We start from the raw sequence: 14,043 nt of genomic DNA on the forward strand, positions 1-14,043 counted from the left end.
AGGAACAGGATAAGAACATGTCAGCCACTTCTTTCGGTGCATCCTCGGCGAATATCAGCCGGGGACGCGTTGCCCGCTATCTGCGCACGGAGTCTGGTGCTGCGGTGCTGCTGGTGATCGTCACGGTCGTGGCGCTGGCGTGGGCGAACTCGCCGCTATCCGATGCCTATTTCGCGTTGTGGCACCTGGACGTCGGGTTTGACTTCGGGCCGCTGGGCATGCACATGGATCTGCATCACTGGGTCAACGACGGCCTGATGGTGGTCTTCTTCTTCCTGATCGGCCTGGAGGTGCGTCAGGAGTTCGCCCACGGATCGCTCAGGGACCGCAGCCGTGCCCGTCTCGCTCTGATCGCGGGTGTCGCAGGTGTCGTGCTTCCCGCGCTGGTGTATGTCCTGATCGTGGGGCTGGCCGGAAGTGAAGGCCTGCACGGGTGGGGGGCGGTGGTCGGCACCGATACGGCATTCATGCTGGGCACCCTGGCGATCGTCGGCCCGCGGCTATCCGGTCAGTTGCGCGTGTTCCTGCTCACCCTGACCGTGGTCGATGACTTCCTCGCCGTGTCCATCATCGGCATCGTCTATAGCGAGGAGATTCGGATCGTCCCGTTGTTGATCGCCCTCGCCAGTCTCGTTGCGTTGTGGTGGCTAGGGCGCACCCGCCAGTGGCGGGCAATGCCGTATGTGCTGATCGTGATCGTGCTGTGGCTCGCAACCGTGTACTCCGGCATCCATGCCTCTCTCGCCGGGATGGCCGCGGGGCTGCTGATCCCCGCCTACGCGACGCAACGTCACAAGGTCGTCGCGGCAAAACAACTGTTCCGCGACTTCTGGCAGTCTCCGAGTGCCGCATCGGCCCGCGCGGTGGACTGCGGGCTGTCCCGGGGTATCTCGGTGAACGAGCGATTGCACGAGTTCCTGCGGCTGCCGACGGCGCTGCTGATCGTGCCGGTGTTCGCCTTGGCGAACGCCGGAGTGGACGTGCGTGGCGGGCTGCTCGCCGAGGCCTTCGGCTCGCCAGTCACGTGGGGCGTCATCGCAGGGCTCGTGCTCGGCAAGCTCGTGGGCATCGGGCTCATCACGCTCGTCGCCGTCCGTCTCGGCCTGGGCCGGCTGCCCGAGGGCGTCGGGGTGGGGAGCGTGTTCGGTGGTGCGGCACTGTCCGGGATCGGCTTCACCGTGTCGCTGCTGATCATCGGGCTCGCGTTCGGCACGACCTCCGACCTGGGCCGCCAGGCGACGGTCGGCGTGCTCGTGTCGATGGTGTTCGCCACGTTGCTCGGGTGGCTGATCTTCAAGGTCGCCGCCAAGCGGTGGGGTGAGAAGACCGCTGACCTGCCGATGGTGCTTGAGCCACCGGTCGATCCGGAGATCGATCACATCCGCGGGCCGGAGGACGCCCAGCTCACACTCGTCGAGTACGTGGACTTCGAGTGCGCGTACTGTGCGCACGCGACCGGTTCTTGGGACGATCTGCGTGCCCACTTCGGGGACGACCTGCGGTATGTGGTGCGCCATCTGCCGCACCACCCGCACGGGCCGATCGCCGCGCGGGCGTCCGAGGCAGCGGCGAACCAGGGGATGTTCTGGCCGTGGCTGGACTTCGTGTTCACCCGTCAGCATGCGCTGGAGCGCGAGCATCTGATCGGCTACGCCGCCGAGCTTGGGCTCGACGTCGAACGGTTCATCGCGGATCTCGACAGCACCGCGGTGATCGAGCGTGTCGAGCGCGACCTCGCCAGTGCGGTCGCCAGCGGTGCGCACGCCACGCCGACGTTCTTCGTCGAGGGTCGTCGTCTGCGCGGCAGCTACGACGCCCGCACTGTCACCGCGGCGCTCGAAGCCAGTCGCCGCGGCCCACGAACTCAGGAAGTCCCGTCCTGAGCGGGACGAACTACAGGATAAGAACATGCCAAACAATTCTTTCGGTGAATCCTCTTGTACCGCTGCGGCCAGCGGCCTCGTGCAGGTGCGCGGGGCGCGCGAGAACAACCTCAAAGAGGTGGACGTTTCCATCCCGCGTAACGCGCTCGTGGTGTTCTCGGGAGTCTCCGGCTCCGGGAAGTCCTCGCTGGCCTTCGGCACCATCTATGCCGAGGCTCAGCGACGTTACTTCGAGTCGGTGGCCCCCTATGCGCGGCGATTGATCGACCAGGCCGGCGTGCCCGACGTCGATGCGATCGACGGCCTCCCGCCGGCGGTGGCGCTGCAGCAGCAGCGTGGCTCCAGCAACGCGCGTTCCTCCGTGGGCAGTGTGACCACCCTGTCCAGCCTGGTGCGGATGATGTATTCGCGCGCCGGCGCCTACCCAGCCAACCAGCCGATGCTGTACGCCGAGGATTTTTCGCCCAACACGCCGCAGGGAGCGTGCCCGACCTGCCACGGCCTGGGCCATGTGTACGAGGTGACCGAGGCCATCATGGTGCCCGATCCCTCCCTGAGCATCCGCGAGCGGGCGATCGCCTCCTGGCCCCCCGCCTGGCAAGGCCAGAACCTGCGCGACATCCTGGTCAGCATGGGCTACGACGTTGACCGACCGTGGAAGGACCTGCCGAAGAAGGATCGCGACTGGATTCTGTTCACCGAGGAAACACCGACGGTGCCGGTGTACGCCGGCTTCACGCCCGCCGAGACCCGCGCCGCGCTCAAGCGCAAGATGGAGCCGAGCTACATGGGCACCTTCACCGGTGCTCGCCGGTATGTGCTGCACACCTTTGCCAACACCCAGAGCGCGCTGATGAGAAAGCGCGTGTCCCGGTTCATGGAGGGCAAGCCGTGCCCCACCTGCCACGGCAAGCGGCTCAAGCCCGAGGCGTTGTCGGTCACCTTCGCCGGCGTGGACATCGGCGCGTTCATGCAGATGCCGCTGGACCAGTTGGCGGCCTTGCTCGAACCCATTGCCCAGGGTGATTTCCGCGCCCATGCAGCGGGGGCGGCTACGGACAAGGAAGCGACCCGGCGCGACCGTGCCCAACGCGCGGCCTCCGGTCGTGCCGTACACGCGGTATCGCCCGACGTGCGCCGCACCTCCGCGCTGTCGGAAGAAAAGCGCCTCGCCGCGCAGCGCCTGGCCGGTGGCGTGATGGCACGCCTGCGCCAACTGCGCGGGCTGGGCTTGGGCTACCTGACGCTGGACCGGGCCACGCCGACGCTTTCGGCTGGCGAGTTGCAACGCCTGCGGCTGGCTACGCAATTGAGTTCCCTGCTGTTCGGCGTCGTGTACGTGCTCGACGAGCCCTCGGCGGGGCTGCACCCCTCCGACAGCCAGGCCCTGTACGACGCACTCGATCGGCTGCGCGACGCAGGCAACTCGGTGTTCGTGGTGGAGCACGACCTGGAACTGATGCGCCGCGCGCAATGGCTAGTGGATGTCGGGCCGGATGCCGGGGAGCGTGGCGGCCGCGTGCTCTACAGTGGCGAGCCGGATGGCCTGCGCAAGATTGCCGAATCGCGCACCGCCCGTTACCTGTTCGACGAGATCCCCGCGCCGGGGAGCCGGGCACGCGAAGCGATCGGCTGGCTGGAGCTGCAGGGCGTCCACCGCCACAACCTGCATGGCGTGGACGCACGCATTCCGCTGGGCGTGCTGACGGCCGTCACCGGCATCTCCGGCTCGGGCAAGTCCAGCCTCGTCGCGCAGGCCCTGCCGGAGCTGGTGCTGCTGCACCTGGGCCACGAGCCGGAAGACGATGTAGCCGAAAGCGCCACCAGCGAAGGGCCGGCAGTGATCGAAGCGACCGGCGGCCATCTGGCGGGCGACGTGGACGCCGTACAGCGTCTGGTGCAGGTGGACCAGAAACCGATCGGGCGCACGCCGCGGTCGAACCTAGCCACCTACACGGGCCTGTTCGACCATGTGCGCAAGCTGTTCGCTGCCACGCCCGATGCGCGACGCCGCCGCTACGATGCCGGACGGTTCTCGTTCAACGTCGCCAAGGGGCGCTGCGAGACCTGCGAGGGCGAGGGCTTCGTCAGCGTGGAACTGCTGTTCATGCCCAGCGTGTACGCGCCGTGCCCGACGTGCCATGGCGCACGCTACAACGAGGCCACGCTGAAGGTGCAATGGAACGGGCGCAACATCGCCGAGGTGCTGCAGATGACCGTGGACGAAGCCAGCGAATTCTTCGCGGGTGAAGACGCTGTGGCAAGGCCACTGCAACTGCTGCGCGATATCGGACTGGGCTACCTGCGCCTGGGGCAACCGGCCACCGAGCTTTCCGGTGGCGAGGCGCAGCGTATCAAGCTGGCGACCGAGCTTCAGCGCAGCCAGCGCGGCCGAAGCCTGTACGTGCTCGACGAGCCGACTACCGGGCTGCATGCGTCGGACGCCGACCGGCTGCTGGTGCAGTTGCAGCGCCTGGTCGATGCCGGCAATACCGTAGTGATGATCGAACACGATATGCGCGCGGTGGCCCAGGCCGATTGGGTGATCGACGTGGGGCCTGGTGCAGGCGCTGCCGGCGGCAGCATCGTGGTGGCGGGCTCCCCTCAGCAGGTGGCCCGAACGTCTGGCAGCAGAACCGCTCCGTTCCTTGCACAGGAGTTGGCGCGGGCCGAGTAGCTCAGTTCGCCAAATGTTGCCAGTTTTCGCGGGGCATTGATCGTCGCCACACGACGGTGGCGATCAATGCCCGAATCGCGTCATCCTTCCTGAGTCAGAGCAAGATAGGGATTGTTGGGCGGTATTTCGGCGAGTGCCAAGGACCCATCTTCGAGGAGGTAGCCATGCAGTCGGCGGGACTTCCTCGGGCCCGTGACTTCACAGGTCCAAATGTTCAGGCCATTGGGCTGCTTTCGATGTAGCTGCAGCTTCTCGAAGCGCTTCTGCACCCACTGCCAATCCTGTTGACTCTCCTGCTTGGCGAGTGCGGCCACTTCGGGATGCTCCTGCGCATAGCGTTGGAACACACCCGGGCTGACCAGGTAGGCCGTGTCATTCACCGTATGCACGAGTGCCTTCGCGTCGTTGATGATGAGCCGTCGTGAGGCGATTCCCTGCTTCAGCCAAACCATGAACTGTTCCCCGGATGGCTTCGTTGCCGATGACCCAGGCGTAGGCGCGGGTGCAGGTGCAGGCGATGGAATGGACGTCGCGGCTGTTGCTGGCGCGGGGGTGTGGAGGAACTCCTCGGCATCCTGGCCAACGCCGGCCGACTCACCCAAGCCCACCATCGCGAGCAAATCCTCCATGACGTCGGGCACGGGCTGGGCTGCGGGCGGTGAAACGATGGTGGTGCTGTCGCCCTCCCAAATCGGAGGCTCTTGACCTCCCTGCGCTGGGTTCACCGAGACGGTAGGCGCGGGAGCCGACATGCTGGCGTCGTTTTCCGCGGGCGTCGCGTCGATCTCTACCGTGCCCGCGAAAGGTGCTGGTCGCTCGCCAGACTCCCAGATCAGCGCGGGAGCGAGACGCAACAGGGTGAACGAATGGGACCAGCCGGTCGTGCTGGTCACGGTCGCGCGCCAGACCGCCTTGCCGTCCGGTGTGGGCTGCAGCATGCCGTGGTCCTGCAGCACATTGAACACGGCGGTGTTGTTCGCAGGAATGCCATCGATCCCCTGAGACAGGAGGTGTGCGCGCAGTTTGTCCGAAACCGTCTTGCTCACCAGCCACAAACCATCCTCGGTGAGCCAGCCATCGGAGGCTTCCGGCTGGTTCAGCTTCAACTGTTCCTTGAGCAGGTAGCGCAACCCGTCCAGCAGCTTGCGTTGCAGTGCGTGCTTGGGCGCGGCCATGGCGCGCGCCGGATCGCCGCCCAGCTCCTGGGCCACCGACGCCCGGTCTGCTTGCACGACGAGTTCCCCCAGTACACCGGCATGTTCGTACTGACCGGCCAGCACATAGAGCAGCGGTGCCCAGAGAGCCGGATAGTCGCTGAGCCAGTCCAGGACGTGGCGGTCGAGCAGTTGGCGATAGAGCAAGCCTGTTGCGGCGCTGTGCAGGCGGTATTCGCGGTCGTCACGGTAGCGAAATCGGTACGCCTGGTGCAGCGGGCCATGCCACGGATGCCAAGTACTGCCGTCGGCCAGTTCGACGTGTAGATCGACGGCGATCTTGCCAATATCGTGGAGCAGCGCAGCATAGGCAACGGCGGCGGTCCAGGCTTCGGACTGGGCCGCCTGGTCTTCGGGACTGGCACCGATGGGCAGCAGATGGGACTGCCGCAGTTTCAGGCTGTAGGCGACGATCTCCAGGCCGTGGTCGAGCATGCCGCCCGGGTAGGCATGGTGATGCGCCTCGGAGGCCGGGAAGGCCTGGACCAGTTCGGCATAGCGTTCCAGGGGCGTGCGATACAGGGTGGCGAATTGCCTACGCGAGAGCGAGGTACGCTGCCAGATGTGCTCCAGCAGCTTCTGCCGGCGTGGGGTGGCCAGCAGCGATGCGGCCGACTCAGGACGCAGCAGCCCTTTCGGGAGGGCGGTGACGGGTGGTGGCGTCGGTGCGGCAGCGACCGGGGGCCGTTTTCGCTGGAACAGGGAAAGCATGTGGGTGTCCTGATGACGGGCCGACCGGGAGGCCTTTTGGCCTTTTCGAGGTAGGGCCTTTCCCCTTGCACCCCATTCCCTTGCCATTTCGGCCCTTTGGCCTTTAACCGTTTCGGTATAGCGAGGCCTGGGTTGCGGCTCCAGCGTCAATGTGGAACCCGCTCGAATGCATTGGACGGCGACCCGGCGCTGGCCTCTGCCTATGCTGTGGGAACGCTGCTTCCGCCAGGTAGGTTGTTCTCACTCAGGCGACTAAGTTGACAGACGCGACAAAGGCGACTAGAGTGAATCCTGTCCCAAACCTACTCGGGAGATGACCATGCCCACTGCCATTGAATTCATTGCCGACCGTCTGCCGCGCGTCACGGTGGAAGATGTACGCCGCTTCGCGGATACCGTCGAAATCCGGGATGCCACGGCTTTCGCGGCCGAGTTGCAGGCGTTCGTCCACGAGCGTGTGGAAGCGGTGACACTGCCCGCCAACTTGGAGGGGGAGACCGTTGGGCAGGCCCTTGCACGCAAGGCGGCCGCGCTGCGCGCCGACACGCGCTGGGCACCGAATGAAACCGACGTCCAGCGAGGCCGCGCCGTGCTGCTGGAAACCTTCAACCAGCCGCACAACCTGCCGCCCGCGGAGTTCGCCAAGCTGGCGGACAAGTCGCGCCAGCAGATCTACAAGGACATCCTCGCGCGTCGGCTGCTGGCGCTGAACGTGGGGCCGCGCGGTCAGAAGCTGCCCGACTGGCAGCTCGACCCGGTGAAACAGCAGTTGACCCAAACCGTGCTTCAGGAGGTCGAGGGTATCGATCACTGGACGATCTACCGCGCACTGTCCGAACCGCTCGAAGGCTTGGGTGGGCGCTCGCCGGTGGATGCGGTGACGCATGGCACGATCGATGACGTGGCCGAGGCCGTGTTCAACGTGCTGGGCGTCCAGGTGCATTGAAGCGAGATCGCCATGAGCCACGAGCTGCCTTCGTTCCTGATCGATGCCGGTGAACTGCTCCAGCATGTGAGCCGCGTCGTCTATCGGGGCAGCCCGCTGTACTATGGTCGCAGCAGCACGAATCGCTACGATGACCCGGCGGGGGCCTACGGCGTGCTCTACCTGGGGCGCGACCTGCCCACGGCGCTGATGGAGTCGGTGTTTCACAAGCACCAGTGGCTTGAAGACACGAAGCGCTCCATCGCCCTGAAGGAGGTCCACGCCCGGATGGTCCGCGCCGTGGGCGTGCTGGACGACGTGCTCCTGGCCGACCTCACGGCGCCGGGCGTCATGGCGGGCTACTTCGGCCTGAATCTGGAGCAGTTGGCGAGCCGCGACTACACGCACACGCAGCAGGTGTCCGCTCAGGTGCATGCGATGGTCGGCGACGACGGCCAGCCGCTGTTCGACGGGGTGCTCTATCCGTCGCGCAACAACTATCCCGCCGCGAGCATCGCCCTGTTCGAGCGTGCGGGAACGAAGGTCAGCGTTGTCGAGGACATCGACCTGGTTGACCATGTGGACTGGCCGCGTTTCGTTGCCACCTACCGCATCGGCGTGGAGCCCGACCCCGGCCCGGTGGAACCGGATGACGAAGCGTCCTGAAGCAGCAAGAAAACACATTGAAGCCCGAAACGGAATGAAGTGGAGCAAACAGGAATAGGCATTCCTCAGTAGCAGGAGACGACCATGAACACGACGACCCGCACCAGTACCGCAGAACGCCTCGGCCGTACCTTTGGCCGCGGATGGCGCGTCTATGCGCGTGGCGAACGGCGGGTATCGAATTGGTTGGTGGCCAAAGGGGTGCCTTCGGTTGGTGCCACAGTGCTGCTGTGGGTGGTCAAGCTGGCTGTGCTGGGCGCGCTGCTCTACGCCGCCTTCTGGTTCGCACTCGTGTTGCTGGGAGTCGTGGTGGCGGGATGGGCGGCGGCTGCCAATACATCGGAAGAAGACGAGTGGCCGTTCACCGACCTCACCGAACTGCGCAAGACACCCGGCTACGATCCCAATCTGTACAACGATACGTCGCACGAGTTGTACACCGACGACTGATCGGCACCGCGCTACTTCAGCTTACCTCCGGTAAGGGCCCCAGCGCCCTTACCGCCTGCTTGGCCGGCGCTCTTGCTGCCATCTGAAAGCCCCTGGATGACGTGCCCGGCCCGAATCCCAACCCAGGTAAGGCTCGCAAGCCAAAAGCCCGGCAAGACCAGGAACATCGTGCCCATGACGAACATCAGGAGCAGGTCGCCAAAGGCATTGTTCAACCCCACCAGCGGATCGAAGTTAGTGTGTGGCCGGTTCCAGCCGAAGCCCCACCCATAGAGCGCATCGAGGATGGTGCTGTCGATCCAGCGTGCGAGTTGGAACCAGAAATCGGTGAAGAACAGCGCGAATTGCACGACGCTGACGGTGACGACCGTCTTCAGGTCATAGGTTCCGACGACCAGTACGAGCGGGATGCAGATGACCAGTGCCATCTTGAGCAAGGCAAGCACCATGGGCAGCGCCTGGCGCACCACGTCCATGGCGGGAAATGCGGCAAGTGCCCCGACCGCCATTCCTACATCCCCCGTGGCCCGCGTCACGATGTTCGGCAGGGTCTTGTCGATCTGGCCGCCGTAGTCGGTATAGACCGAACCCTGGTTGAGCTTCTGCTGTCGCGGTGACGCGATGGTACGGACCACCGAATCGTCCACCTCGGTACGGCTCAGGAACCCGGCCCAGCCCGCCAAGCGATTCAACAGGCTGGGGTCCACCTGGCCCAGCAGCCGTGCCCGCAGGCCGTTGCTGCCATCGGCCCACCACTGCCTGCAGGTCGGGTAGCCGCCGCCACTGGCCACCTGCGCAAGCCCTGCGTCGCGGGTGTCGTCATAGGGCCATGACTCGCGCGCCGTGCTGGAACGGTAGCTGTCGTAGTAGCCGCCGGTATCCGTGAAAAACCTCGAACCGATCCAGGTCACGTCGTTCATTTGAGCGTCGTCCAGCTCCGGCCGCGCCATGAACAATTTAGCGCGTGCAGGTCCGTAGCAGTCGTGTGTGAAATCGGCCACTTCCTGAGCCAGAACCGGGTCATTGATGCGGGTAGCGTCGATCTCCATGCGCATCTGTCGCAGGTCTGTCCCGCACGGGATTGCCGCCACCGAGGCGCTGGTGACGGCGCGCGAGAGCGCGTGCATGAAGGCCCACCAGACCGGCACCTTGGCACTCTGGTTGTTGATGGTGCTGAAGGACTGGGACCAGCCGGTATCCGTGGGCTGCGGCACGTTGACCTGGCACTGGGCCGAGCGCGAGCTGTCGTACTGAATTGTGTTGAGGTCCACGTCGATGAAGGGGATGCCGGCGAACATCACCACCACGATGGCGACGAACACCCGGTTCTCGATGCGTGCGGCCGAGAGCACGCCCTTGTTGCCTTCGTCGGCACCTTCCGCACGGGCCTTAAGCCATTCCTGCACGATGATCGCCACGAAGGGCAGTGCGAATACCCCGCTGGATACCAGTACCGCCCAGATGCCGTTGTTGACGATCCAGGACACCAAGGTCAGGTAGTACTCCAGGTAGTCGGTTGTGAAAAGCGTCATGGCTCGGACCTCCCCTCAGCCCTGCATCAACAGGCTGGCTTCAAGCGCCACGATGGCAACGACGCCGGCGATCTCGCTGCGTACCAGGCGGCGCCGCGCTTGCGCGTCGTCCTCACGCGCAAGCAGCCGGCGACGCATCCAGACCCAGCCGTAGGCCGTCGCGCCATACAGGCACAGCCGCCAGACCAGGAAGTAGCCCGCTGCTGCCGCCAGCCAACGCTCCCAGCCCGCGACACTTCCGACGAGGTAGATGCCAACGATGTTGGCACCCACGGCGACGGCCGCGAGTACCATCGTCCACAGCAGCGCCTTCGCTGCGCGCCGGTTGAACAGCCAGCGCGGGCGCAGCCAGGCCGCACGCATCAGGCTCATGGCCGGCCTCCCGGATTGCCCTTCTGCAACTGATCGAGGCGGTCAGGCACCGGATCGCCTTCGTAGATGCCACGCGAGCCCGCCGCGCGCGTGCCGTGGCGCTGGATGATCGCCATGGGCGAGTTGTTCGCCAGCTCCCGGCGCAGCTCCAGCTCGGTCTTGAGGTTGCGAATCTCGCGATCGAGCGTGTCGCTCTCGTGGTTCACCGCCTCCACGGCGAGCTGGTTGGCCGCCACGTTGGGCTCCTTCTTGCCGGTCAGCAGCGTGCGTTGCAGCAGTAGCGCCTTCTCCAGCACCGACGCCAGCGCAACCTCGGACGCCAGGCGCTGCGACAGCAGGTGCTGGTCCGGTTCGTCGCGCAGTGCCTCGACCACGCCGCGCGTGATGGGCAGCGACGCGCTGCCGGCCTCCCGCAGGTTTTCGGGCGTCGTGTTCTTCGCCTTGGAGACCAGGTCCTGGAGCGCCTGCAGCTTGGCGTCGTACTCCTCCTGGATCAGGGGCGTCAGCCCGACGCCGGGCACCGTCTCCGTCTTGGTGCAGGCGTCGCAGGTGCGCTGCTCCTTCTCGCCGAGCACCCGTGTTGCCCACTCGATGGCCGCCTGCGGCGTGGTCCAGGTTTGGCACGACAGGCTCGTGCAACTGGCCGGAGCGATTGCCGACGTGTCGGTCACCCCGCGGCCATTGACCAGGTTGTAGCCCGCGCGGGTGACGTCACCGACCACCTTGATCGCGGGCTGACCGGAGCCGCCGGCATTGCTTCCCCCGACCCAGGGCACGCCATCGTTGCCACGGCGCGTCTCGGCCTGCTCGATGGCCGAGACGGCATCCGTGCTCGAAACAGCGTCACGCAGCGCCAACCCCTCTGCCATCTGGCTCCAGCCGAGTTGGCCGCCAGCCGTTTCGGCCATCTTTTCGGCCATGGCGCGGCACGTCAGCTTCGAGCGGTCGAAATCCAGCCGCGCTTGCAGAACGCCGTTGGTGAGCAGGTTGTAGAGGCCTGGATCTGCACGCTGGATGATCAACGCCGGCAGGGACGCCACAGCACTCGTAGCACTCTGGATCACCGAGGACATGATCTGCTGAAAGCCATTGGTGACACCGTTGAGTTGATTCTTCAACGTGGTCTGGATGCTCATGTCGCCGCAGATCAGATTGCTGTTCCAGCCGACACCCACGCCGAGCGAGCGCATGCCGGCTGCGCGGCCCATCGAAACGGCGCTGCCGCCGCCGATGGAGTACATGACGTCATCGCCGATGACGTTGCCGCTGGTCTGGTAGCCCAGTTGGCCCCAGGCCACGCCGCTTGCCAGAACCAACGCGCCGGTAAGCGCCAAACAGATCCTCTTGCCACGAGCCGGTGGGGAGAACTGCATAGAGTCGGAACGCTTCATCGCGGCACCTCAAAGGAAATCAACGCTGCCAAGGAACACCTGTCCACGGCGTTCGCAGCAGGCATACGGCCGCCACAGCGCCCAGGCGTAGTCGCCTTGCTGGGCCTGAGTCAGGAAGCCGGTGCGTGGGAAAACCGTGCAGGACGAGGACAGGACGGGCGTGAGTTCCTGCCACTTGCCAGTCGAGGCATCACCCTCCATCAGCGCGCTGGCGGGCCAGTAGCCATCGCGGGCATTGGCAAGCAGCGGCTGGTACACGTGCAACTGCCCGCGGCGCGTGACGACATCGCCCGCACGCTGGGCCACCACGGCTCCCGATTTGTGGTCGTCGGTCTGGTGCAGGAAGCCGCCGCGGGGATACACGTTGCCCCAAAGGTTCATCGTGGTGCGTGCGCCGACCTCGCGCATGCCGGGAATCAATGCCTCCGGGTAGGCCATCTCGGGCACGTTGTAGCGCCAGGCAAGCGTGTCCAAGGTGCTGAGCAGATACGGCATGAATGCCGTTCCCGCGCCCTCGCAGAAGTAGCCCGAGGACGAAACAAACTGGTTGAACACCTCGACGCCGGGATGGCCGATCACGTCGGCGTTCTTGAATTTCGCGAGATTGTTTTCGTGATCCTCGTTCGTCGTTCCATCGCCGCCCGCTTGGGCGGACGGGTTGGCCGTACTCATCGCCCGGACTTCGACCCACGGGTTCTCGCCCGTGTTGCTGTAGCTGGAGACGACCGCATCGGGGATGTAGTGGCGCACCTTGACAGAGGTGCGCACCGTGCAGCCTCCCCAGGTGCAGTAGAGCCAGTAGCAGATACCCACCACCCGGTACTCCAAGCAATCGGGCGAGGCCACCGAGGCAACGATGGCGGTGGTGTTCAAGGCGTAGCTACCCGTGGCGCTGAGCAGCAGCAAGGAAGCCACGCCAGCCCGCATGCGGCGCATAAGGTCGAATGGCCTCGTCATGGCTGGGTCCTCCGACGCTGCTCGATGCGCGCGACAGCGCGGGCCACATCCGGCTCGCCATAGACCACGTAGCGCTGATCCACCACGACAGCCGGGATGCTGGTGATGCCCAGGCTCCATGCGTCGGTGACGCCCTGGTATGCGGAAGCGATGCGGCGCTGTAGGTCGGCGCCGCCTTGGTTCAGCCGACGCTTGACGGTGGCCGCCGCCTGTTCGGGGGCGGCGGGCAGTTCCGCAGAAAGCTCCGCTTCAATCCGGCGGGCTTCGTCCAGCTCGATCAGCCGCTCGCCGCCCATGGTCTTGACCGGGTGGTGGCTGTCGGTGACGACCAGTACGTCGGCTGCGAAGGTGACGGGGCTGAACACGGCCAGGGACGCCGGCAGCGCCACGACGAGACCAAGGGTTCGCCAGCCCGACGCGAACGTGGAAAAGGATGCCGGCATGTCGCGTGCCCCGAAAGTTGATCAGGGCCATAGTCAAACGCGAACCCGATGCCACCCCAACAAACAATGCGCATCGCGGGCTGCCCGCATACCTGCTTGTCCCGGGCCATAAAAAAACGGAGGCCGAAGCCTCCGCGAGGATCAATGAAGCAATGCGACCGTTACAGCAGGCCTGACTCCGCAAAGGAGAACGGGGAACCTTGGCCTACGATGATGTGATCCAGTACCCGTACATCGATGAGCGCCAGCGCGGCCTGCAGTTGCTGGGTCAGCACACGATCCGCGCTCGACGGCTCGGAGATGCCCGAGGGGTGCTGGTGCGCGAAGATCACCGCGGCGGCGTTCAACTCCAGCACACGCTGTACGACGACACGTGGATAAACAGAAGTCGAGTTGATCGTGCCCCTGAACAATGGCTCGTAGGCCAGCACCTGGTGCATGCTATCCAGGAACACAGCGGCGAATATCTCGTTGGGTTCAGCGACCAGTTTCACGCGCAGATAGTCCCGCACGGCGGCCGGCTGGCTGAGGCATGGTCCAGCTTTGAAGATCCGTTTTTCCAGCAGCACGATGGCCTGCTGGATGATCCAGTCTTCGTGCTGGGCAGCTACGGCGGAAAGCGACTCCACACAGGAGTCATTGATGGCGAAAGACATGGCGAACCTCCAGACGGTGAGATCGGAGGGCGCGCGCCCCCGAGGGCAAGCCCTCCTGGGGATGAGAATGAAAAGATGCATCCATCACCGCGATTGCGGTGACCGTTCGCGGCCAGGATGCAAGGCGAACGAGTCGCGGTCAGCGCAGAGGACTGCGCCGTAGCCT

The 14,043-nt window shown here is 65.3% G+C and carries 12 protein-coding genes; 5 read left to right on the forward strand and 7 right to left on the reverse strand.

Translation table 11 applies throughout. The features are described 5' to 3' along the window. Positions 1–17: 17 nt before the first annotated feature. The gene (nhaA, locus tag HX793_RS26430) at positions 18–1,883 is read left to right on the forward strand and encodes a Na+/H+ antiporter NhaA (protein WP_028690949.1); all 1,866 of its coding nucleotides are present in this window, start codon (positions 18–20) and stop codon (positions 1,881–1,883) included. A 25-nt stretch (positions 1,884–1,908) separates the two neighbouring features. Beyond that, entirely contained in the window at positions 1,909–4,560 is a 2,652-nt protein-coding gene (locus tag HX793_RS26435; RefSeq protein ID WP_028690950.1) for an excinuclease ABC subunit UvrA, read from the forward strand. 80 nt (positions 4,561–4,640) lie between these two features. On the opposite strand, the gene mobH is transcribed toward HX793_RS26435, so the two are convergent. Further along, positions 4,641–6,485 (reverse strand): MobH family relaxase, encoded by a 1,845-nt coding sequence (gene mobH, locus HX793_RS26440; RefSeq protein WP_028690951.1) that lies wholly within the window; start codon positions 6,483–6,485, stop codon positions 4,641–4,643. Positions 6,486–6,804: 319 nt separating this feature from the next. Between mobH and HX793_RS26445 the strand changes: the two genes are divergently transcribed. The 3 genes from HX793_RS26445 to HX793_RS26455 all read left to right on the forward strand — a co-directional run bounded on the left by HX793_RS26445 (position 6,805) and on the right by HX793_RS26455 (position 8,526). After that, entirely contained in the window at positions 6,805–7,431 is a 627-nt protein-coding gene (locus HX793_RS26445) for a hypothetical protein (RefSeq protein ID WP_023657212.1), read from the forward strand. 12 nt (positions 7,432–7,443) lie between these two features. Continuing rightward, positions 7,444–8,076 (forward strand): RES family NAD+ phosphorylase, encoded by a 633-nt coding sequence (locus HX793_RS26450; RefSeq protein WP_028690952.1) that lies wholly within the window; start codon positions 7,444–7,446, stop codon positions 8,074–8,076. Positions 8,077–8,160: 84 nt separating this feature from the next. Further along, entirely contained in the window at positions 8,161–8,526 is a 366-nt protein-coding gene (locus HX793_RS26455) for a DUF3742 family protein (RefSeq protein ID WP_028690953.1), read from the forward strand. 11 nt (positions 8,527–8,537) lie between these two features. On the opposite strand, the gene HX793_RS26460 is transcribed toward HX793_RS26455, so the two are convergent. The 6 genes from HX793_RS26460 to radC all read right to left on the reverse strand — a co-directional run bounded on the left by HX793_RS26460 (position 8,538) and on the right by radC (position 13,877). After that, positions 8,538–10,058, reverse strand: a complete 1,521-nt coding sequence (locus HX793_RS26460) for a conjugal transfer protein TraG N-terminal domain-containing protein (RefSeq protein ID WP_028698647.1) — start codon at positions 10,056–10,058, stop codon at positions 8,538–8,540. Positions 10,059–10,073: 15 nt separating this feature from the next. Then, entirely contained in the window at positions 10,074–10,430 is a 357-nt protein-coding gene (locus HX793_RS26465; protein WP_017516006.1) for a hypothetical protein, read from the reverse strand. Further along, positions 10,427–11,803 (reverse strand): integrating conjugative element protein, encoded by a 1,377-nt coding sequence (locus HX793_RS26470; RefSeq protein ID WP_425301414.1) that lies wholly within the window; start codon positions 11,801–11,803, stop codon positions 10,427–10,429. Before HX793_RS26470 ends, HX793_RS26465 begins: the two co-directional genes overlap by 4 nt. A gap of 27 nt (positions 11,804–11,830) precedes the next feature. Further along, on the reverse strand, positions 11,831–12,778 hold the full coding sequence (locus HX793_RS26475) for a TIGR03756 family integrating conjugative element protein (protein WP_023103897.1): 948 nt from the start codon (positions 12,776–12,778) through the stop codon (positions 11,831–11,833). After that, positions 12,775–13,221 carry a TIGR03757 family integrating conjugative element protein gene (locus tag HX793_RS26480; RefSeq protein WP_017514119.1) on the reverse strand — a complete coding sequence of 149 codons (447 nt, stop codon included), beginning with the start codon at positions 13,219–13,221 and terminating at the stop codon, positions 12,775–12,777. The genes HX793_RS26475 and HX793_RS26480 overlap by 4 nt, the downstream gene beginning before the upstream one ends. A gap of 161 nt (positions 13,222–13,382) precedes the next feature. Next, complete coding sequence (radC, locus tag HX793_RS26485; protein WP_023103898.1) at positions 13,383–13,877, reverse strand: RadC family protein; 495 nt, start codon at positions 13,875–13,877, stop codon at positions 13,383–13,385. Positions 13,878–14,043 lie beyond the last annotated feature (166 nt).

Origin of the sequence: Pseudomonas reactans, assembly GCF_013387025.1 — a bacterium.
In the GTDB taxonomy this organism is placed as follows: domain Bacteria; phylum Pseudomonadota; class Gammaproteobacteria; order Pseudomonadales; family Pseudomonadaceae; genus Aquipseudomonas; species Aquipseudomonas reactans.